This window comes from Klebsiella sp. PCX, from assembly GCF_021869705.1.
Taxonomy (GTDB): domain Bacteria; phylum Pseudomonadota; class Gammaproteobacteria; order Enterobacterales; family Enterobacteriaceae; genus Klebsiella; species Klebsiella quasipneumoniae.
Genome location: NZ_CP091527.1, coordinates 1,374,099 through 1,395,251, shown reverse-complemented (window position 1 = coordinate 1,395,251; position 21,153 = coordinate 1,374,099). Strand labels below are relative to the sequence as shown.

The 21,153-nt window shown below is 63.3% G+C and carries 15 protein-coding genes; 5 read left to right on the top strand and 10 right to left on the bottom strand.

Features of this window, described 5'->3' with window-relative positions; all coding sequences use genetic code 11:
* The first annotated feature begins 8 nt into the window (after positions 1-8).
* Positions 9-1,472, top strand: a complete 1,464-nt coding sequence (locus GQR96_RS06480; RefSeq protein ID WP_048323295.1) for a MocR-like pyridoxine biosynthesis transcription factor PdxR — start codon at positions 9-11, stop codon at positions 1,470-1,472.
* Here the strand turns inward: GQR96_RS06480 and GQR96_RS06475 are convergent.
* Positions 1,469-2,803: an aminotransferase-like domain-containing protein gene (locus tag GQR96_RS06475; protein WP_049116888.1), complete on the bottom strand. Its 1,335-nt coding sequence runs from the start codon at positions 2,801-2,803 to the stop codon at positions 1,469-1,471. The genes GQR96_RS06480 and GQR96_RS06475 overlap by 4 nt on opposite strands.
* A 124-nt stretch (positions 2,804-2,927) precedes the next feature.
* On the opposite strand from GQR96_RS06475, the gene GQR96_RS06470 reads away from it, so the two are divergent.
* Positions 2,928-3,836 (top strand): DMT family transporter, encoded by a 909-nt coding sequence (locus tag GQR96_RS06470; RefSeq protein ID WP_065903724.1) that lies wholly within the window; start codon positions 2,928-2,930, stop codon positions 3,834-3,836.
* Positions 3,837-3,942: 106 nt separating this feature from the next.
* Here GQR96_RS06470 and GQR96_RS06465 read toward each other — a convergent pair whose 3' ends face one another.
* From GQR96_RS06465 to GQR96_RS06440, 6 genes are all read right to left on the bottom strand, one after another.
* Complete coding sequence (locus GQR96_RS06465) at positions 3,943-5,211, bottom strand: Zn-dependent hydrolase (RefSeq protein ID WP_065903722.1); 1,269 nt, start codon at positions 5,209-5,211, stop codon at positions 3,943-3,945.
* Between the two features lie 94 nt (positions 5,212-5,305).
* Positions 5,306-6,316, bottom strand: a complete 1,011-nt coding sequence (locus tag GQR96_RS06460; RefSeq protein WP_017899022.1) for an ABC transporter ATP-binding protein — start codon at positions 6,314-6,316, stop codon at positions 5,306-5,308.
* The gene (locus tag GQR96_RS06455) at positions 6,306-7,343 is read right to left on the bottom strand and encodes an ABC transporter ATP-binding protein (RefSeq protein WP_017899021.1); all 1,038 of its coding nucleotides are present in this window, start codon (positions 7,341-7,343) and stop codon (positions 6,306-6,308) included. The genes GQR96_RS06460 and GQR96_RS06455 overlap by 11 nt, the downstream gene beginning before the upstream one ends.
* Positions 7,344-7,346: 3 nt before the next feature.
* Positions 7,347-8,240, bottom strand: a complete 894-nt coding sequence (locus GQR96_RS06450; RefSeq protein WP_032455678.1) for an ABC transporter permease — start codon at positions 8,238-8,240, stop codon at positions 7,347-7,349.
* A 2-nt stretch (positions 8,241-8,242) separates the two neighbouring features.
* Entirely contained in the window at positions 8,243-9,196 is a 954-nt protein-coding gene (locus tag GQR96_RS06445; RefSeq protein WP_017899019.1) for an ABC transporter permease, read from the bottom strand.
* Positions 9,197-9,214: 18 nt separating this feature from the next.
* Positions 9,215-10,882, bottom strand: coding sequence for an ABC transporter substrate-binding protein (locus tag GQR96_RS06440; protein ID WP_048323285.1), 1,668 nt, complete (start codon positions 10,880-10,882; stop codon positions 9,215-9,217).
* Positions 10,883-11,208: 326 nt separating this feature from the next.
* Here GQR96_RS06440 and GQR96_RS06435 point away from each other — a divergent pair, with 326 nt between their 5' ends.
* Together GQR96_RS06435 and GQR96_RS06430 are read left to right on the top strand one after the other, a co-directional pair.
* Positions 11,209-12,324 carry a YbdK family carboxylate-amine ligase gene (locus tag GQR96_RS06435; RefSeq protein WP_004202501.1) on the top strand — a complete coding sequence of 372 codons (1,116 nt, stop codon included), beginning with the start codon at positions 11,209-11,211 and terminating at the stop codon, positions 12,322-12,324.
* Positions 12,325-12,371: 47 nt separating this feature from the next.
* Positions 12,372-13,091: a phosphodiester glycosidase family protein gene (locus GQR96_RS06430; protein WP_004202500.1), complete on the top strand. Its 720-nt coding sequence runs from the start codon at positions 12,372-12,374 to the stop codon at positions 13,089-13,091.
* A gap of 348 nt (positions 13,092-13,439) precedes the next feature.
* Here the strand turns inward: GQR96_RS06430 and GQR96_RS06425 are convergent, their stop codons facing one another.
* The 3 genes from GQR96_RS06425 to GQR96_RS06415 are packed head-to-tail and all read right to left on the bottom strand — an operon-like array spanning position 13,440 to position 20,401.
* Positions 13,440-16,532 (bottom strand): efflux RND transporter permease subunit, encoded by a 3,093-nt coding sequence (locus GQR96_RS06425; protein WP_065903720.1) that lies wholly within the window; start codon positions 16,530-16,532, stop codon positions 13,440-13,442.
* Positions 16,533-16,545: 13 nt separating this feature from the next.
* A complete protein-coding gene (locus GQR96_RS06420; protein WP_004202498.1) occupies positions 16,546-17,625 on the bottom strand; it encodes an efflux RND transporter periplasmic adaptor subunit in 1,080 nt (359 codons plus the stop codon).
* A gap of 52 nt (positions 17,626-17,677) precedes the next feature.
* Positions 17,678-20,401, bottom strand: a complete 2,724-nt coding sequence (locus tag GQR96_RS06415) for a cation-transporting P-type ATPase (RefSeq protein ID WP_004202496.1) — start codon at positions 20,399-20,401, stop codon at positions 17,678-17,680.
* A gap of 501 nt (positions 20,402-20,902) precedes the next feature.
* On the opposite strand from GQR96_RS06415, the gene GQR96_RS06410 reads away from it, so the two are divergent.
* The gene (locus GQR96_RS06410) at positions 20,903-21,151 is read left to right on the top strand and encodes a DUF1158 domain-containing protein (protein ID WP_069135128.1); all 249 of its coding nucleotides are present in this window, start codon (positions 20,903-20,905) and stop codon (positions 21,149-21,151) included.
* Positions 21,152-21,153 lie beyond the last annotated feature (2 nt).

Here is a 21,153-nt window from a genome sequence, read left to right as displayed (position 1 = left end):
AGCCCCGTATGATCCGTCACCTGTTACACGTTGATTTTGAGCCTGGCCGCGGTTTGCAGGAACAGGTGCGAGAGACGCTGGTGAATGCCATTCTCAGCGGGATCTTCGCCGCCGACACCCCGCTCCCCTCCTGCCGCCAGCTGGCCAGCCAGCTGCGCGTCTCGCGCAACACCACCGCCCTGGTGTTCGAAAGCCTGGTCAACGAGGGCTACCTGATTAGCCGCCCGCGAAGTGGTTACTACCTGCACCCCGACTATCACGATGCTTCGCCGCCCGCGGTCGAGAGTGCACCGCAGCGCGAAGCGGCTGCACCACGCTGGGGCGACCGGCTGCAGATGACCCCCAGCCAGCAGGAGTCGATCCTCAAACCGGCGGGCTGGATGCACTACCGCTACCCGTTTATCTACGGCCAGCCCGATACCCGGCAGTTCCCGCTGGCCACCTGGCGCTCGGCGGCGAACTGGCTGCACGGCGGGGTGCGCGACCCGGCGTGGGTCATCGACCATATTGACCAGGATGTGCCGATGCTCATCGAGCAGATCCGCACCCGGGTGCTGCCCAAGCGCGGCATTGTCGCCGCCCCGGACGAAATTCTCATTACCCTGGGCTCGCAAAACGCCCTCTACCTGCTGACCCGGCTGCTGCTCTCCTCCACCACCCGCATTGGCGTCGAAAACCCCTGCTTTCGCGAAGCCATCAACACCTTTCTGCTCGCCGACGCCGAGGTGGTGCCGCACCCGGTGGATGAAGAGGGGATCGTGCTTAACGAACGTCCCTGCGATTACTACTATGTCACCCCCGGCCACCAGGTGCCCACCGGGGTGGCAATGAGCAGCGCGCGCCGCCGCCAGCTGCTGGATCATGCCGCCCGCCATGACGCGGTGATCATTGAAGATGATTATGACTCGGAAAGTAACTTTACCCTCAACCCGCTGCCGGCGCTGAAGGCCAGCGACCGCAGCGGCCGGGTGGTGTATGTCAGCAGCCTGTCAAAGGCGCTGTCGCCGGGGCTGCGGCTGGGATTTATGGTCGCCGACCCGGACCTGATCGACGAGGCGCGCGCCCTGCGCCGGTTGGTCTATCGCCATCCGCCGACCAACATTCAGTACCAGATGGCCCATTTCCTCGCCCAGGGCCATTATGAAACCCATCTGCGGCGCTACCACTACGACTCCGCCCAGCGCTGGGAGCGCCTGCACGCCGCCCTGCAGCGCTATCTGCCGTCGTGCCGCGCGCTGGCGGGGAGCGAACACGCTAACGCCTTCTGGCTGCAGACACCGGCGCAGATCAACACCCAGCAGCTCACCTGGCGCGCCGCCCACGCCGGCGTGCTGATTGAGCCCGGGGCGCGCCATTTTCTCAGCGCCGCGCCGCCGGATAACTACTTTCGCATGGGTTTCCACGCCATTAACCCCGACGCCATCGCCCAGGGGGTGGAGGTCCTGCGCGGCCAGCTGGAGCAGATGGGTTAGCGAAATTGTTCGTACTCAACGGCATCGCGCACGCTGAGCAGCGCCGGGCGCAGACTGTCGAAAGGCACCGATCCGAGCGCAACGCGCAGCGCCTGTGGAATCGTGGCGGAGACGCAGAACGGCTCGGCGGTCGACACCGAAATACGCCGTTCCATCAGCGCGTTCGCCAGCCGATCGGCCCGGCTCTCTTCCCCCAGAGGCAGCCAGACGAAGTACGAATCGGGATGACTGACAACGGGAAGCCCACAAAGCACCTCGCGGGCCACCTGCTGCCGCTGTCGCGCATCCTGGCGTTTCTGTGTTTCAAAGCGGGCCACCGTGCCATCTTCAATCCAGGCGCAAATCAGCGAACTTATCAGCGTCGGCGTATTCCACGTCGTGGCCCGGATGGCGCGCTCAATCTCCGGCCGATAGCGCGGCGGAGAAATCACCACCCCCACGCGCAGCCCGGTGGCGATATTTTTCGAAAATCCGGTGACATACACCGTTCTTTCCGGCGCATAGCTGACCACCGGCGGCGGCGGGCGGCTCACCAGCCGGGCGTAAGCCGCATCTTCAATAATCAGCAGATCGTGCTGGCGCGCGAGGTCGGCCAGCGCCTGCCGCTGCCCGGCGTTGAGCACCCAGCCCAGCGGATTGTGCAGCGTCGGCATGGTATACACCGCCCGCACTCGCCGCTGCTGGCACAGCGCATGAAGCGCCTGCAGGTCCGGCCCCTCGGCCCCACAGGGGATGGCCGCCAGCTCCAGATGATAGAGCGCCGCCAGAACCTTGAAGCCCGAATAGGTCAGAGCATCAACCGCCACCACATCGCCCGGACGTAACAGCCCCATAACGGTCACCGCCAGCCCGTGCTGTGCGCCGTTAACGATCAGGACATTTTCCGCGGCCGGCGCAAAGTGTCGGCAGGTCAAATGGCGGGCGATAATGTCCCGCTCGGCGAGCCGCCCGGCGTGAGGCTGATAGCGCAGATGCGAATCAATATCGCCCGCCATCGCCAGCTGCCTGAGCGCCTCGCGCAGCGCATCGCCCTGCGCCGGCAGCGAAGGGTAGTTGAAGTTAAGATCCACGACGTCAGCGGCCACCACCTGCTGATCGACCCCATGCCCCGGCGGCAGCGCGAGGTCGCGCACGAAGGTGCCGCGGCCGGTTTCGCCGCTAACCAGCCCCATCTCTTCCAGTTCACGGTAGACGCGGGTGGCGGTGGCCAGCGAGAGGCGTTCATCGGCGGCAAGGGTACGGTGAGTTGGCAGACGGCTGCCGGCGGGCAGCTGCCCGCTGCGGATCGCCTGCGCGTATCGGTCGACAACGGCTTTGTATCGAGCTTTCATCGTGAAATGTATCTATGACAATAATTTGATTGTATCAGATTGGCCACATTACCATCGCCACTGACGATGCTCAAGCGGGCGCAGCCCAATCAGATAACGCGAGGTTAACGTGGTAGATTCAATATTGGATAAATCGGCGCCCGGTCCCTGGTCCGGATGGTTTCATGGTTTACTGGGGGTGATTATTTTTAGCGGTTCCCTGCCCGCGACGCGGCTGGCGGTGCAGGATATGGATCCGTTGTTATTGACCTTTCTGCGCGCCTCCATCGCCGGGCTGCTTGCCGTCGCCCTGCTGGTCGGCTTTCGCCAGAAACGCCCGCGCCTGGTGCAGCTTGTCCCCCTGATCATCATCTCATCAGGGGTGGTGATCGGCTTTCCCCTGCTCACGGCGCTGGCCCTGCAGCGCATCACCTCGGCGCATTCGATTGTGTTTATTGGTCTGCTGCCGCTGATGACCGCTATTTTTGGCGTGCTGCGCGGCGGCGAGCGTCCGCAGCGCGCTTTCTGGATCTTTTCGCTGCTGGGCAGTCTGCTGGTGATGGGATTCGCCCTGACGCAAAGTGCGGCGACGTCGCTCAGCGGCGATCTGCTGATGCTGGCGGCAGTTATCGCCTGCGGCCTCGGCTATGCGGAAGGGGCGAAGCTGACGCGGGAGCTCGGCGGCAGGCAGGTGATCTGCTGGGCGCTGGTGATTGCCCTGCCGTTGATGCTCCCCGCCTCGCTGATGGTTCAGCCTGCGTCCTGGCATGCCATATCGGCCTTATCCTGGGCCGCGCTCGGCTATGTGTCGCTCTTCAGTATGCTGATCGGTTTTATCTTCTGGTACAAAGGGCTGGCCGCGGGCGGGATCGCCGCCGTCGGCCAGCTCCAGCTATTGCAGCCGTTCTTCGGGCTTGGCCTGTCGGCGGCGCTGTTGCACGAAACCGTCAGCCCCTTGATGCTGGCGGTTACCCTCGGCGTGGTGCTGTGCGTGATGGGCTCGCGCAAATGTGGCCGCCGGCGGGTTAGCGCAGAGAGCAGGAGCAGTGATTGACCGCCCCTACATCCGCCGTCCCGGGTTTCGGCGGCGTAACCGCTGACCCGGGCTACCGCATGACAAACGGCTGGAAACAGGTCGCCCCGCCGGGGAGGGCGACCGCCTACAGCGGCCGCGCGTACTGGAGCATCACCTGCAGCAGCACGTTGGCGCCGGCGGCGACGTGCTCCGGCGAGGCATACTCCATTTCGTTATGGCTGATCCCATCCTTGCAGGGGATAAAAATCATCCCGGTCGGCGCCAGGTAGCTCATATACACTGCGTCATGCCCGGCGCCGGAGACGATCGGCCGCGCCGGGTAGCCCAGCCGCTGCGCGGCATCGGCAATGGCCTGCTGGCATTCGCCATCGAAGGGCGCCGCCGGATAGTGGCTCACCTGCTTCAGGGCCACCTGCAGACCGCTTTCCCGCTCAACCTCCGCGATAAACGCCCGCAGCTGGCGATCCATTTCATCCACCAGCGCATCGCTGAGATTGCGCATATCAATGGAGAAGGTGACCTCTCCGGGCACCACGTTGCGGCTGTTGGGCCACACCTGCACGCTGCCGACGGTGCCGCGTCCCTCTTCGCTGCGTCCGGCAATCGCTACCACCTCCTGCATAATGCGGGTCGCCACCTGCAGGGCATCCTGACGCAGGCGCATCGGCGTGGGCCCGGCATGCGACGCCTGACCGGTCACCACGCAGTCGTACCAGCGGATCCCCAGCACGCCCTGCACGATACCGATGGTTTTCGCTTCATCTTCGAGAATCGGCCCCTGCTCAATGTGCGCCTCAAAATAGGCGCCGACGGGATGCTCTCCCGGGGTCTGCTCGCCGATATAGCCGATCTGCGCCAGCGCCTCGCCGACGCTGACGCCCTCTTTATCCGTGACGGCCCAGGTCTCCTCCAGCGGGAAGACCCCGGCAAAGACCCCGGAGCCCATCATCACCGGCACAAAGCGCGACCCCTCTTCGTTGGTCCAGAACACCACCTCAATCGGCGCCTCGGTGGCAATCTGCAGATCGTTGAGCGTGCGCACCACCTCCAGCGCCGCCAGCACGCCGTAGTTGCCGTCAAATTTGCCGCCGGTGGGCTGGGTGTCGATATGGCTGCCAGAGACGATGGGCGGCAGGCTGGGGTTGCGCCCTTCCCGGCGCATAAACACATTGCCGATTTTATCGATGGTGATACTCATCCCGGCCTCCCGCGCCCAGCCAATCACCCGGTCCCGCCCCTGACGGTCGAGGTCGGTGAGGGTCAGACGGCGGCAGCCGCCCTTCGGCGTGGCGCCGATCTGCGCGAGATCCATTAACGACGCCCACAGGCGGTCGCCATTGATGCGCCAGCCGGTGGTGTCGGTGGCGGGGGTAAAAAGTACATCACAGCTCATGGTGGTCTCCTGACATCAAGGTCCCCGCCAGCGCAACCGGCGGTGGGAAAAAAGGCATCAGCGCCTGGTCTTCATCGTGGTGTGTTGCCGCCGGTCAGACGGCCAGGGCCTGCGCGTTGGCGTCAATCGCCAGCTCGCGCCAGCGGTGGCAACTCACCGCGTGGCGCTCCGCGACGGATTCCGTCGGCGGCAGGCTCTGCTCGCAGACCGGGCGACGGTGCGGGCAGCGCTCGGCAAAGGCGCAGCCGGGCGGCAAGCGCGCCAGATCCGGCGGCGCGCCGGGAATGCAGTGCAGGGCATCGCCTTTCTTAAGCCCCTCTTTCGGCCGGCTGCCCAGCAGCACCCGGGTATAAGGATGGCGTGGGTGGCGCAGGATCTCACTCATAGAAGCCTCCTCGACGATCCGCCCGGCGTACATCACCGCCACCCGGTCGGCGATCTCCACCGCGGCGCCGATGTCGTGGGTCACAAACACGATCGACAGCCCGCGCTGCTTTTGCTGCTCGCGCAGCAGGATCAGGATCTGGATTTGCACCGTGGCGTCGAGGGCGGTGGTCGGCTCATCCGCCAGCAGCAGCTGCGGGTTACAGGAGAGCGCGAGGGCGATCATCGCCCGCTGGCGCATCCCGCCGGACATCTCGTGCGGGTAAGCGTCCAGCCGCCGCTCGGGGCTGGGAATGCGCACCTGGCGCAGGGCCTCCAGTGCCCTGTCCCGGGCCGCCTGGCGCGACAGCCCTTCGTGGCGACGCAGCCCTTCAATAATCTGCTGCCCAACGGTGTAGACCGGGTCGAAGGCCAGTAGCGGCTCCTGAAAAATCATCGCGCAGCGCCCGCCGCGGTAGCGCCGCAGCTGGCTGGCGCTCATCGTCAGCACCGCGTCGTCACCCACCCGCAGGGTGCCGGAGAGCTCACTGCTCCCCGGCGGGTGCAGGCGCATCAGCGCCCGCAGGGTCACGCTCTTGCCGGAACCCGACTCGCCAATCAGCGCCATCACCTCCCCCTTTTGTACGTCAAAGGAGACCCCGTTGACCGCGTTGATGGTCTGCCCGTCGCGGCGAAAGACGACCCGCAGGTCGCGCACATGGACAAAGGCGTTATCCGACATGGCTGACCTCCTTAAGGGGGATGCTCTGATGCCAGAGCGAGGCCGGCTGCGCCATCAGGCAGGCGCTCTGGTGCCCCTCCCCGACCGCCTCCAGCCGCGGTTTCACTTCGGCGCAGACCGCCTTCGCATGCGGGCAGCGGGTGTGAAAGCGACAGCCGCTCGGCGGCGCGATGGGGCTGGGGGGATCGCCGCTCAGCGGCGAGGTCAGGGTGCGGTGTTCCGGGTCCATGGAGGGCATCGAGCTTAACAGCGCCCGGGTATAGGGGTGGGCGGAGGCGGTAAACAGCTGCTCCGCCGGGCCGATCTCTACCACTTCGCCAAGGTACATAACGAGGATCCGATCCGACAGCCAGCGAACCACGTGCAGATCGTGGCTGATAAACACATAGGTCAGCTCGAGGGTGCGTTTTAGCTCCTGCAGCAGCTGCAGCACCTGGGCTTCCACCGATTTATCCAGCGCCGACACCGCCTCATCAAGAATGACCAGCCGCGGCTTCATCGCCAGCGCGCGGGCGATATTCACCCGCTGCCGCTGGCCGCCGGAGAGCGCATGCGGGTAGCGGTCGGCAAAGCGCGCCGGTTCAAGGCCGACGTGCGCCAGCAGATAGCGGGCGTATTCGCTGGCCTCTCTGGCGCTGACGCCGTGGACGCGCTGGCCGAAGGCGATGCTCTCCTCCATGGTCATGCGCGGATTGAGCGAGGCATAGCTATCCTGGAAAACCATCTGCACCTGGCGACGGTAGGCTTTCATGGGCAGACGCGACGAGCCAACCTCCAGCCCGTCGAAGATCAGTTCGCCGCTGTCCTGGGTGAGCAGCTGCATCAGCAGTCGGGCGGTGGTCGATTTGCCGCAGCCCGACTCGCCGACCACCCCCAGGGTTTCACCTTTCATCACCGTGAAGCTGATATCGTCCACCGCCTGGACCACCTCCCGGCCTTTGCCGCCGCGGAAGTACTTCAGCAGGTGATTGACCTTCAGCAGCGGCTGCGCCGGCCCGCCGAGATCGATATTGATAAAGGGTTGCATCGCTTACTCCTTAATCGCCATTGCCGCACGCAGGCGGTCCGCGAGGATATTGAACGAAATGGAGGTGATAAAAATCATCAGGCCCGGCAGGGCGGCCACCCACGGCTGGGTATAGATTGCCGTGCGCAGGGTATTGAGCATCAGCCCCCACTCGGGCTCCGGCGGCCGCACGCCGAGGCCGAGAAACGACAGGCCGGAGGCGAGGATCATGCACACCGAAATCAGCCCGGTGGAGAAGACGAAGATCGGCCCGAGCACGTTACCCAGCACCTGGACGCGGATAATGGTCAATGCGCTGGCGCCGGTGGCCCGGGCGGCGTCGATATAGTCCATATGCCGTACCTGGGCGGTCACGCTCTCGGCAATCCGCGCCACCTGCGGGACAAACACCAGGGTCAGCGACAGCAGCGCATTACCGATGCCCGCCCCCAGCGCCCCCGACAGCGCAATCGCCAGCAGGACCGAGGGAAAGGCATAGAACACATCCACGGTGCGCATAATCACGGTATTGATTTTGCCGCCCATGTAGCCGGCGATGATCCCGATGGCGCCGCCGATAAAAAAGGCGAACACCACCGGGACAATCCCCATAAACAGCGACAGCCGGGTGCCGAGAATCAGTCGCGACAGCATGTCGCGCCCCAGCTCATCAGAGCCCAGCGGGAAGCCGTCGCTGCCGATGGGCTTCAGGCGCAGGAACATTGACGTTTGATAGGGGTCTTTGACGATAAGCCATGGCCCTAACAGCGCCAGGGCCAGCAGCAGCAGGATCACTACCCCCACCACCACGCCGCCGGGATCGCGCAGTAAGCGGCGCAGCACGCCGCGCCAGTAACCTTGCCGGGAAGCGTTGGCCGGCGCGGCCGGGACCGCTTTCGTCGTTGCCGTATCCACCATGGTCAGCTCCTCTTAATGCGCGGGTCGAGGGTGGCCTGCAGAATATCCACCAACAGGTTGAGCAACACGAAAAACAGCGCCAGCACCCAGATAGTGCCCTGCAGCAGGGGCAAGTCGCGCTGAAAGATGGCGGTGTTGAGCAGCAGCCCGGTCCCCGGCCAGGAGAAGACGGTCTCCACGAGGATCGAGCCGCCCATCAGATAGCCCACCTGCAGCCCCATCACCGCCAGCGCGGTTGGCGCGGCATTTTTCATGACGTGGACAAAGATGCGCGATTCGTTAAGGCCGCGGGCGCGCAGGCCAACGATAAACTCCTGGCTGAGGATATCGGCTACCTGCGAGCGCACGGTGCGGGCGATAATCCCGGTCGGGATCACCGACAGCGTGATGGCCGGCAGCAGCATGAACTGCAGGTGCGCCCAGTCCCATTGCCAGCCCACCTCGCCTATCGGCCCGCCGCCGGTGGCCGGCAGCAGCGCGAACTTGACGCTGCAGAGGATCACCAACAGCATCCCCAGCCAGTAATGCGGCACGCTGACGCCAAACACCGACAACACCGAGGCCAGACGGTCAATGACGCTGTTGCGAAAATAGCCGGCGACAAAACCAAACAGGCTGCCGAGGACGAAGCCGATCGCCGTCGCCAGCAGCGCCAGGCGCAGGGAGTAAGCCACTGCGGTCATCACCTCGTCTATCACCGGGCGGCCGGTGGCGACCGACATACCGAGGTCGCCGTGCAGTGCCCGCCACAGCCAGTGGATAAACTGCAGAGGCAGCGGCTTATCAAAGCCGTAGGCCTGCATCAGCGTCTGGCGCAGCGCCTCCGAGGCGTCCGGCGGCATCACCGACACCAGCGGGTCGCCCGGCGCGATCTGCACCAGCATGAAACAGATCACCGCCACCCCAAGCATGGTGGGGATAGCCAGCAGAATGCGGTATAGCAGCGTATTGATCATCGGTTGCCCCTTTCGCGATTACTCTTTTTTGCTCACCAGGCTGAGGTCGATAAACCAGCTCTGCGGTTGCACCACTCCGGTCACCGCGGGCGAAATCGCGCGCGGCCCGACGTCGTGGGCGACAAACAGGAACGGCACCTGATCCACCAGCGCGGCGTGCAGATCGCCGGCGGCTTTATTCATCGCTTCCGGGGTAAAGGCGTGCTTGACGGCGGCGGCGAGTTTTTCCGTCTCTGGGGTGGCGAAGTAGCCCCAGTTGGTCGCCACCGGCGGAAACGCTTTGGCGGTCGAGAAGCGGATCAGGCCAAAATAGGGATCATTGACCGCGGCGCTGACGTTGATCGCGTCGATCCCTTTTGCCGAGGGATCCCGGGCGCCCAGGCGCCAGTTGGTGAACAGGGTGTTCCATTCCACCACTTTAATATCCACATTGAAGAAGCAGCTCTTCAGGCTCTGCTGGATATACTCGTTCATCGGCAAGGGCTGCATCTGCCCGGAGCCGGAGGCCGAGGTGGCCACCGTGACGTGCAGCGGCTTGCCGGCGCTGTATCCAGCCTCGGTCATCAGCTGACGGGCGGCGTCCGGGTCATATTTGATCTGGAAGGTGGGTTTACCATGCCACGGGCTGTCGGCCTCGTAGACCCCGGTGGCCTCGGTCATGTAGCCGCCGAGGTAGCTCTTCAGCTCGGCGCGGTTCAGACACAGGTTGGCCGCTTTGCGCACCCGAATGTCCTGCCACGGCGATCCTTTTTCAAAGGAGAACTGCCAGGGCCACAGGTGCGGCTGGGTGTTGGCGTAAAGGTGAAAACCCTGAGACTTGATCTGATCGATGGCGTCCGGCGCCGGGGCTTCAATCCAGTCCACCTGCTTCGACAGCAGCGCCGCGGTGCGGGCGTTGGCCTCCGGCAAAGGGATCAGCACCACCTTATCCACCCGGGGAATGCGATCTTTGTTCCAGTAGTCGGGGTTTTTCGCGAGGATCAGCTGCTGACGCGGCACCAGCTTCTCCAGTTTGAACGGGCCGCTGCCCACCGCATGGGCGGCGAAGGCGGTCCATGCCTGTTTGCTGCGCGCGGCGCTATCCCCCGCGCTGGCCGGCACCGCGTCATACTGCTTCTGCCACGCCGTGGGCGAGACAATAAACAGGTTGGTGATGTTGTACGGCAGCAGCGCGTCCGGTTCCGAGGTGGTCAGCGCCACGGTGTGGTCGTCAATTTTCTCCGCGCCGGTGAGGGTCGGCATGCGCGACAGGGTGTTGCCGATCTGGCCCGGGGCGTACTGCGGCGCCGCTTTATTCAGCACCTTATCCACGTTCCAGACGATGGCGTCGGCGTTCACCTCCGTCCCATCATGGAACCTGACGCCCGGACGCAAGGTGAAAATCCAGCGGCTGGTGTTCTGCGGATCGATGTGCCACTCGGTCGCCAGCCCCGGCACCAGACCGCTGGGCTTTTCACCTTGCGACAGATCCCACTCCACCAGCGCGTCGTACAGCGGGATGCCGGTAAAGCGGTTGCCCTCATAGCCCTGATCCGGCTGGCCGAGGGTTAACGGAATATCCGCGGCGGTCATGGCGATCCGCAGCGTGGAGGCGTTGGCAGGTAAGGCGGCGCCCGCCAGGGCCAGTGCGCCGCTCACCGCCACGGCGAGACGACCGGCACGCGAAAATAACGTCTTTTTGTGCATCACATGATCCCTGTTAAATAAAGTGTCACGTATTAACAGGCAAAATGCGTACCAGCTCTTACGCGGGCGATAATAGGCCAAAACCGACCGGTACAATAAGAAGGACTTATATTATCACCATGATAATTATGGGAAAATAATTGCACCTTATTCCGTCGCACCGCCAGCGGGAAATATGTTGCAGAATTGCACCAGCCGCTATATGGCAAATTTCAAATAATCACTCTGCGTCACTTTTTTATTCATCCCCGTCCTCCGCCGCCGCGTATTCTCCCTCGGGATCAATCCCTTCTATACTTCAGGGAACACATCGACCGGGAGAGACTATGCCTTTAGCCGATTTTCACCGCTCCGATCCTTTTACCCTCGGTATCGAACTGGAGCTGCAGGTGGTGAACCCGCCGGGTTACGACCTCAGCCAGGATGCCTCGACGCTGATTGCCGACGTCCAGCATGAGCTGACCGTGGGAGAAGCCAAGCACGATATCACCGAGAGCATGCTGGAGATCGCCACCGGGGTGTGCCGCGACATCAGCCATGCGCAAATCCAGCTCAGCGCCATCCAGCAGGCGGTCCAGCGCGCGGCGCTGCATCATCATCTGCAGATCTGCGGCGGGGGTTCCCACCCCTTTCATGCCTGGCAGCGTCAGCAGATCAGCGACAATCCGCGCTATGTCAAAACCGTCGAGCATTTTGGCTATCTGGCGCAACAGGCGACGGTCTTTGGCCAGCATGTGCACGTCGGCTGCCAGAGCGGCGACGACGCCATCTATCTGCTGCACGGCTTGTCGCGCTTTGTGCCGCACTTCATCGCCCTCAACGCCGCCTCGCCGTGGTTCGACAGCACCGACAGCCGCTTCGCCTGTTCGCGCCTCAACCGCTTCTCCTCTTATCCCGACAACGGTCCGATGCCGTGGGTGGCCGACTGGCAGGGGTTTCGTCGCCTGTTCCGCCAGCTGAGCTACACCAGCATGATCGACAGCATGAAGGATCTGCACTGGGATATTCGCCCCAGCCCGCAGTTTGGGACCGTCGAGGTGCGGGTGATGGACACTCCTCTGACCCTCGCCCAGGCGATCCATATCGCCGGCTTTATACAGACCCTGGCCTGCTGGCTGTTGACGGAGCGCCCCTTTAAGCACCAGCCTGATGATTATCTGCTGTACCCTTTTAACCGCTATCAGGCCTGCCGCTACGGGCTGGACGGGACCCTTACCGACGTGCGCAGCGGGGAGCAGCGCAGCATCCGCCAGGAGATCCTGCAGCTCGCCGACCGGCTGGCTCCTTTCGCCCATCAGCTGAAGGCGACGGCGGCGCTGGAGGCGGTGGTTCGCCAGGCGAAATCGCCGCACAGCGAGGCGCAGCAGATGCGCGAGTTTATCGCCAACGGCGGTTCGCTTTCCGGGCTGGTGCAAAAACACTGTGAGATTTGGGCGGCATAAGACAGCGAGGCGGGTATACTCGGCGCAGACCATAGAAAGGATTGCCCATGTTATTACGCTGCCTGCTCCCCCTGGCGCTGCTGCCCCTGGCCGCCGTCGCCAGCGCCGCCTGTACCCTCACCGACCCGACGCTAACCCTGCAGAGCTATCGGGTGGATGCGCAGAAAGAGCGCATTGCAATGTACTGGCTGGATCGGCACGGTAAAGCCTGGGGTTCCCTGCGTTCGCTGCTGGCGGGTATCGATGGCGATGGCCGGGTGCAGATGGCGATGAACGGCGGCATTTACGATAAGGCCTACGCGCCGCTGGGGCTGTATATCGAAGACGGCAAACGCCTGACGCCGGTAAACCGCTCCGCCGGCGGCGGGAACTTCTTTATCCGCCCCGGCGGCGTATTCCTGGTGGAGAACGGCCGGGCAAAAATCGTGCCGCTGCCGGCGTACAAACGCTCTCCCGCCATCCGCTATGCGGTGCAGTCCGGCCCGATGCTGATTGAGAATGGCGTCATCAACTGGCGGCTGAAGCCCTCCGCCAGCTCGCGCAAACTGCGCAACGGGGTTGGCATCGATAAGCAAGGCCGGGTGGTGTTTATGCTCAGCGATCGCGAGACCAACTTCTATGATTTTGCCTGCTATGCGCAGTCAAAGCTTGGGGTGCGGCAGATGCTTTATCTCGACGGCACCCTGTCGAAGATGTACCGCAAAGGCGGCAGCGTGCCGTGGCAATATCATCCGTTCGTGACCATGATAACGGTGGAGAGGAAATAGCGGGCGCGTTTGGGGGCGGCCATTCCAGCCAGGAGAGTGAATAAATTAACGGCAGGCCGGGCAAGGTATTGCCGCCGTGCCCGATGTCCTTGCCCGGTGGCGCTGCGCTTACCGGGCCTACAGAGTCTGTTCGCTATGATATGGCCCCTGAAATCTACGGGCGTGCAGCAGGGCCGATTCCCGCTGAAATCGGCTAACCGGAGGTCGGCAGATAAGGCGGGGCTCACGCCCAAACGCAACGTGAACGCAAAACCCCCCCTCACCCTCCCCCTCTCCCTAAGGGAGAGGGGACCGCCCGGTAGTCGTTGCAGCCTGGAGTATCCCCGTTACCGACCGGTAACGCCGCGCTTACCCCCGCCGATGTGCCCACTCGCGCATACGCTGAAACAGAACATACAGCGAAGGAATAAACAGGATGCCAACCATCGTCGCCACCAGCATTCCGCTGAACACCGTGGTGCCGATGATCCGCCGGCTCTGCGCCCCGGCGCCGGTGGCGAGCATCATCGGCATGATGCCGATAATAAACGACACCGCGGTCATCATCACCGCGCGGAAGCGGCGGGTGGCGCCCTCGCGCGCGGCGTCGACTATCGACAATCCCTCTTCGCGCCGGCTGCGGGCAAACTCAACGATCAGAATCGCATTCTTCGCCGCCAGGGCGATCAGCAGCACCAGTCCTATCTGGACATACACATCGTTGGCATAGCCCGCCGTCCACAGCCAGAGCAGCGCTCCGCCGATGGCGAACAGCACCGAAAGCATGACGCTCGCCGGCAGCGTCCAGCTCTCATACTGCGCCACCAGGAACAGCCACGCCATCGCCACCGCCGCCAGCACGATCCACACCGCCTGATTGCCGGTCTGCTGCTCCTGCCAGGAGATGCCGCTCCAGGCGTAGTCATACCCCGGCGGCAGATGGGCCTGCAGAATCTGCTCCATAGCCGCCATCGCCGTACGGCTGCTGACCCCCTCGGCCGCTGAACCGCTCACCGACACGGACGGGAACTGGTTGTACTGCTGAATAAACGGCACCCCCACCGTCGGCGTAATGGTGACCAGATTGCTCAGCCGCACCCGCTCGCCGTCGCGGCTGCGGACGTACAGCTCGCTAATCTGCTCAGCCCGCTCGCGCCACTGCATCTCATTTTGCATCACCACATGATAGACACGGTTGTTAAGGCTGAAATCACCGGCGCGCGTGCCGCCGAACGCCGTCTGCAGGCTGCTGAAGATCTGCGCCACCGGCACATCCAGCAGCGCCGCCCGATCGCGGTCGACCGTCAGGGTCAGCTGCGGCACGTTGCTGCTCCAGGTGGTAAACACCCGGCTCAGCTGCGGATGCTGTTTCGCCAGTTGAAGGATCTCCTGCGTCACCTGCTCCAGCTCCGCCGACGACTGACCGGCCTGCGCCAGGATGCGCAGGTCAAATCCCGAGGCATTGCCCAGGCCCGGCAGGGTCGGCGGCGCGAAGGTCATGATCGTCGCCTCCGGCAGCGACAGCAGCTGGCGCTGGATATCCGCCATCACCGCATCCAGCGGCGGCCGCTGATGCCAGTCCTTGAGCATTACCGAGATAAACCCGCCGTTAGAGGCGCTGGTGCCGTTGAGAATGTTGAAGCCGGACACCTGAATCACATCCTCCACCGCCGGGTTAGCCATCAGCAGCTTGCGCGCCTGGGCCATCACCGCTTCGGTACGCTCCAGCGACGCCGCCTCCGGCAGCTGCACGCTGGCAAACAGGTAGCCCTGATCTTCCTGCGGCAGGAAGCCTTTCGGCATTGAGCTAAAGCTGAACGCCACCAGCGCGCCCGCCGCGACCGTCGCCGCCAGCGCCAGCCAGGGGCGGCGGTTCATCCAGCCAACCAGCCGGCCATAGCCGTCGCGGGTGCCGTCGAGGAGACGGTTAAACGCCCGCCACACCGCCGCCGGCCGGGCGGGACGCGGGCGCAGCAGTAGCGCGCAGAGGGCTGGGGTTAGGGTTAACGCCACCAGGCTCGACAGGGCCACCGCGGTGGAGAGCGTCACGGCAAACTGCCGGTACAGCTCGCCGACGATCCCCGGGAGCAGCGCCACCGGCACAAACACCGCCAGCAGCACCAGGGTCGTAGCGATCACCGGCCCGGCGATCTGCCGCAGCGCCTGGGCGGTGGCCTGCAGGCGATCCAGCCCTTCCGCCATTTTGGTTTCCACATTCTCCACCACCACAATGGCGTCATCCACCACCATCGTCAGGGCGAGAATGATCGCGAACAGGCTGAGGGTGTTGGCGCTGTAGCCCAGCAGATAGAGCACCGCAAAGGTGCCGATCAGTGACACCGGGATTGCCAGCACTACGATCAGCGTCGCCCGCCAGCTCTGCAGGAACAGCGACACCACCACGACCACCGCCAGCAGGGTCAGCGCCAGCGAGACGCCGATCTCTTTGATCGTCGCCGCCACAAAGCGGGTGGTATCGAACTTCACCTCCCAGGTGAGATCCGCCGGAAAGCGGGTGTGCAGGCGGTTAAGCTCAGCGCGCACTGCGCTGGCGACCTGCAGGGCATTGGCGGTGGGCGTCGGGTAGATACCCAGATAGGCCGACGCTTTACCGTTCAGCTGCGCGCCGGAGCTGTAGCTGCGGGCGCCCAGCTCAATGGTCGCCACGTCAGCGAGGCGAACCAGCTGCCCCTGCGCGCCGCGGCGGAGGATAATCTCGCCAAAGCTGGCCGCCTCGTTCAGACGCCCCAGCCCGTTGATGGTCAGCGTCTGCTGCTGACCGTTGAATACCGGCGGGGTGCCCACCTGCCCCGCCGCGCCCTGCACATTCTGCTCGCGCAGCGCCTGGGCAACGTCATCCGTGGTGATGTTGAGGGCGTTCATGCGGTCCGGACGCAGCCAGATGCGCATACTGTAATCCCGGGCGCCAAACATCTGCACCTCGCCGACGCCGGGCAGGCGCGCCAGCGCCTCGCGTACCTGGGTGCTGGCGTAGTTACTGACAAACAGCGGCGACAGCGTGCCCAGCGGCGAATAAAGGCTTACCCCCATCAGCAGGTTGCTGGCGCGCTTGCGTACCTGGACCCCATTCTGCTGCACCTCCGCCGGGAGCTGCGCCAGCGCCTGCGACACCCGGTTTTGCACGTCGATCGCCGCCAAGTCGGCATCGGTGCCCGCCGCGAAGGTAATACTCAGGCGGTACGTTCCCTCATCCGAGCTGGTGGACTCCATATACAGCATATGATCGACGCCGTTGAGCTGGGTCTCCAGCGGGGCGGCGATAGCCTCCGCCACGTCTGACGCGCTGGCGCCTGGCCAGCTGGCGGTAACGTTCACCACCGGAGGCGTGATCGCCGGGTACTGCTCCACCGGGATCAGCTTCAGCGACACCGCGCCGACAAAGGTCAGCAGCAGCGCGATCACCATGGCAAATCGCGGACGACGGATAAAAAAGGTCAGCATCCCTTCTCCTTACTTAGTTCAGCACCTGTACCGCGGCGCCTTCGCGTAAACGCTGCGCGCCGTCGGTGATCACCTGCTCGCCCGCCTGCAGCCCTTTCTCAACCGCAAACTGCTGCCCCTGCTGCCCGGCGAGGGTCAGACGACGCTGCCCGGCGGTATGGTCCGGCTTCAGCACCCAGCTGAAAAAGCCCTGCGGATCCTGCTGCACGGCGGCGGCCGGGATCATCACCCGTGACTGCAGCTCCTGCGGACGGAACAGGATTGTTACGCTGCCCCCCGGCAGCAGACGGTGCTGCGGATTGGCGAACTCCGCCCGCACCGCCACGCTGCCGGTGCGGGCGTCAATCCGGTTATCGATGGAGGTCAATACCCCATCGCGCCGTTTGCCATCCACGTCAATCTGCGCCAGCCACGCCTGCTTCAGAGCGTGGATGTCGGCATGCTGGCCGGTTTTGCTGAAAAACGCGGCTTCGTCGAGGGCGAACGACACCCGCACCGGATCCAGCTGCACAATGTCCACCAGCACTCCGCTGGATGGGTTAATCAGCGTCCCGACGTGAAAGGCGCTGTGGCCCACCCGTCCGGTCACCGGCGCCGCAATCCGGGTATAACTGAGCACAATCTGCTGGGCCTCGACGCGGGCTTTCGCCTGCTGCACGGCGGCGGCGGCGACGTCGCGCTGCATCCGGGCTGTGTCGACGTCGTTGCGGCTGATGGAGTGGTTGTTGATGAGTCGCTCGTAGCGAGTGAGCAGCTGTTGCGACTGGCGTAATGAGGCCTCTGCGCTTTTCAGCTCGGCCTGCGCCAGGGCCAGCGCCGCGCGGGGCTGTGCGTCGTCGAGGGTAAACAGCAGGTCGCCCTCGGTCACATACTGCCCGTCCTGGAAGTGGCGCTGAACAATCACCCCTTCGGTGCGCGCGCGAATGTCGACGGCGCGGATTGCCTCGACCCGTCCGGGGATGGCGCGTTCTTCAGCATGAGGAGCCAGTTCGGCCGTGGCGACGCGGACCGGCACCGCCGGCGCGGCGGTGGCCGTCAGGGCGCTGCTGGCCAGGGCGCTAGCCAGCAGCGCAAAGCGGAAGGTTTTAATCATAGGGGATCCTTGCGACAGTAACGCGCGCCTGCGGCGAGGCGCGCGAGATCGATCAGGCCGTTTTGCGGAACCGGCGCGTCAGACGCTTCTCGATTTCCACCACCAGGAACATGGCGATGCCGATGACCAGGGTGACAAACCAGTAGCGCAGCGGCAGCGCTTCCGTGCCAAACATGTTCTGCATCAGCGGGACATAGATAATCACCAGCTGCATCAGCAGCAGGACACCGGTCACCAGCCAGATGCCTTTGTTGCGCAGCAGGCCCATGCTCAGGGAGAAGCTGTCGCTGCTGCGGCAGTTGATCATGTAGACCCACTGCGCCGTCACCAGCATCTGCAGCAGCACGGTGCGGATAAACTCCGAACTGTGACCGCGCGGCGCCAGCCAGGCCTCAAGGATAAAGGCGGCAATAGCAATCATAGACCCGACAAAAGCCACCCGCCACACGGCGAAACCATCCATCACGTGCTGGCCGGTTTTACGCGGCGGGCGGTTCATCACGTTGCGCTCCGCGGCCTCAAAGGCCAGGCCGAAGGAGAGCGTCGCCGACGTCGCCATGTTCATCCACAGAATCAGCACCGGGGTCAGCGGAATCATGTTCCCCGCCAGCAGGGCGATGATGATAAGCAGTCCCTGCGCCAGGTTGGTCGGCATGATGAAGAGGATGGTCTTCTTCAGGTTGTCATAGACCCGGCGCCCCTCTTTCACCGAGCTGGCGATGGTCGCGAAGTTGTCATCGGTCAACACCATATCGGCCGCTTCTTTGGTGACCTCGGTCCCTTTGATACCCATCGCGATACCCACGTCGGCCTGGCGCAGCGCCGGCGCGTCGTTGACGCCGTCGCCGGTCATGCCGACCACTTCGCCGTTATCCTGCAGGGCTTTCACCAGGCGCAGCTTATGCTCCGGACTGGTGCGGGCAAAGATGTCGTACTCCACCGCCGCCTTCGCCAGCGCCGCATCGTCCATGTGCTCCAGCTGGTAGCCGGTCATGGCCTGGCTGCTGTTGGTGATCCCCAGCATCTGGCCGATGCTCATCGCCGTCTGCGGGTGGTCGCCGGTGATCATCTTCACGCGGATGCCGGCGGTCTGGCAGGCGTGGATAGCGTCAATAGCTTCCGGACGCGGCGGATCCATCATCCCGGCTATGCCGAGGAAAATCAGTCCCTCCTGCAGATCCTCATGGTTCAACGTGGTGGCATCAAGGCTGGCCGGCTTACAGGCCGCCGCCACCATGCGCAGCCCCTGACGGGCGAAGCGCGCCATCTCCTCTTCCCAGTACTGCGCCTCGAACGGCACCGCGCCCTGGCGGCTCATCTGCTCACGGCACATGCCGAAGATGACGTCCGGCGCACCGGTGATTAACACCCGGGCATCGCCATCGATGTGCTGCAGCGTGGACATATATTTGTACTGCGAGTCAAAGGGGATCTTGGCCACCAGACGGGCCTCCACCGCCGGGAGCTGCGCTTTCGCCGCCAGCACCTTCAGCGCCCCTTCGGTTGGCCCGCCGGTGATCCCCCACAGGCCGCGCTCATCCTGGATAAGCTGGCTGTCGTTGCACAGGTCGATGGTGCGCAGCCAGGTCTCCAGCACGGTACCCGGCTGAACCTGCACGGGCTCATCGCTCCCCTCAAGGAAGATCCGCCCCTGCGGCTCATAGCTGTCGCCTTCCACCCGGTAGCAGCAGTCGGCGGTGATGATCGCCTTGACGGTCATTTCGTTCATCGTCAGGGTGCCGGTTTTATCCGAGCAGACCACGGTCATGGCGCCGAGGGTTTCCACGGTCGGCAGCTTACGGATAATCGCCCGCTTGCGCGCCATCGTCTGCACGCCGAGCGACAGAATAATTGAGATGATCGCCGGCAGTCCTTCCGGTACCGCGGCCACCGCCAGGCTAATCAGCGACAGCAGCAGCTCGCCCATCGGGATATCCCGCAGCGCGAGGCTGAAGATAAACAGCGCCACCATCATAGCGAGGATAATGACGAAAATCGCTTTGCCGAGCTTATCCATCTGCACCAGCAGCGGGGTGCGGTGCTTCTCAATGCCCGCCATCATCTGGTTAATGTGGCCGAGTTCGGTCTGCGCGCCGGTGGCGGTCACCACGCCGACGCCGCCGCCGGCGCTGACGGTGGTCCCGGAGAAGACCATGTTCACCCGGTCGCCCAGCGGCAGGTCGCCTTCCAGCGCGTCGGTGATTTTATCCACCACCGTCGACTCGCCGGTGAGGATCGCCTCTTCCACCCGCAGGTTGTGCGTTTCAATTAGCCGCATGTCCGCCGGCACGCGGTCGCCGGCGCGCAGGATAACGATATCCCCCGGAACCAGGTCGCGCGTCGGGATAGTCTCATGTTTGCCGTTACGCTGGACGCGGGCATCGCTGGAGAGCATGTTGCGGATCCCCTGCAGGGACTTTTCGGCGTTGCTCTCCTGGATATGGCCGATCAGGGCGTTAATCACCGTCACGCCGAGGATCACCAGGGTATCGACCCAGTGCCCCATGATGGCGGTCAGCGCCGCGGCGGCCAGCAGCACGTAAATCAGTACGTCGTTAAAGTGGGCAAGAAAGCGCAGCCAGGCCGGTTTCCCTTTCTTTTCCGGCAGCGCGTTCGGCCCACAGCTATTCAGGCGCTCGGCGGCGTCTGCGGAACTTAACCCAGCGGCCTGGCTTTTGGTCTGCGCCAGCACTGCGTCAACGGTCTGCTGCCAGACCTGCCGTGGCGCGGTGTCGCCCGAGGGCGTCGTAAACTTTGGGTTATTCATCTTGGTCAAATTACATTTTCCTTATAAATTCCGTGAGTCGGAAAGCCTGAAATCATTCCTGGCCAATGCAGTAAAAGGTGGCGAAAAAGCCGATAAAAATGTGAACCAATACAAGCCTAAATTTTTCGCAAAATAAAAAATATGTGGTAAGTTAATTCCACGAGACAACTATTACAGAATATTAATAAACCAAAACTAAACGAGGTTAAATATGTTTGGAATCTACCGCGGACGCCGTCTGGCGCTGTACATCTTGCTGGCCATCATCGCTGCCACGCTGGTGGGATATAGCACTTATAGTTTTGTAAAAGCGCTGGCATAATAATGACAGTAATTTACAGGAGACTGATTTTAATTTAATTACAAATTATTTCAGATTAATTAACATGGGAATAAAAGGCAGACCATAATATTAAACAGAGGCGCATTAAGGCGAGTAAAATACAAAGCATATTGCGTTAGGGATTATTTTGCCGGACAATATGTTTTTTAACTGATGATTAACATGACATGAAACATCCGCTGGAAACGCTCCTCTCCGCCGCCGGGATCCTGCTCCTGGCTCTGCTCTCCTGTCTGCTGTTGCCCGCGCCGTCGCTGGGCCTGACGCTGGCGCAAAAGCTGGTTGAGACATTCCATATGATGGATCTCAACCAGCTTTATACGGTGTTGTTTTGTTTGTGGTTCTTAGCACTGGGCGCCATTGAGTATCTGGTGCTGCGCTGGGTGTGGCGTCGCTGGTTTTCGCTCGAACTCTAAAC

Coding starts and splice junctions, on each gene's coding strand:
- GQR96_RS06480 (WP_048323295.1), top strand. CDS start 9: ATGATCCGTCACCTGTTACACGTTGATTTTGAGCCTGGCCGCGGTTTG.
- GQR96_RS06475 (WP_049116888.1), bottom strand. CDS start 2,803: ATGAAAGCTCGATACAAAGCCGTTGTCGACCGATACGCGCAGGCGATC.
- GQR96_RS06465 (WP_065903722.1), bottom strand. CDS start 5,211: ATGAGCTGTGATGTACTTTTTACCCCCGCCACCGACACCACCGGCTGG.
- GQR96_RS06460 (WP_017899022.1), bottom strand. CDS start 6,316: ATGTCGGATAACGCCTTTGTCCATGTGCGCGACCTGCGGGTCGTCTTT.
- GQR96_RS06455 (WP_017899021.1), bottom strand. CDS start 7,343: ATGCAACCCTTTATCAATATCGATCTCGGCGGGCCGGCGCAGCCGCTG.
- GQR96_RS06450 (WP_032455678.1), bottom strand. CDS start 8,240: ATGGTGGATACGGCAACGACGAAAGCGGTCCCGGCCGCGCCGGCCAAC.
- GQR96_RS06445 (WP_017899019.1), bottom strand. CDS start 9,196: ATGATCAATACGCTGCTATACCGCATTCTGCTGGCTATCCCCACCATG.
- GQR96_RS06440 (WP_048323285.1), bottom strand. CDS start 10,882: ATGCACAAAAAGACGTTATTTTCGCGTGCCGGTCGTCTCGCCGTGGCG.
- GQR96_RS06435 (WP_004202501.1), top strand. CDS start 11,209: ATGCCTTTAGCCGATTTTCACCGCTCCGATCCTTTTACCCTCGGTATC.
- GQR96_RS06430 (WP_004202500.1), top strand. CDS start 12,372: ATGTTATTACGCTGCCTGCTCCCCCTGGCGCTGCTGCCCCTGGCCGCC.
- GQR96_RS06425 (WP_065903720.1), bottom strand. CDS start 16,532: ATGCTGACCTTTTTTATCCGTCGTCCGCGATTTGCCATGGTGATCGCG.
- GQR96_RS06420 (WP_004202498.1), bottom strand. CDS start 17,625: ATGATTAAAACCTTCCGCTTTGCGCTGCTGGCTAGCGCCCTGGCCAGC.
- GQR96_RS06410 (WP_069135128.1), top strand. CDS start 20,903: ATGAAACATCCGCTGGAAACGCTCCTCTCCGCCGCCGGGATCCTGCTC.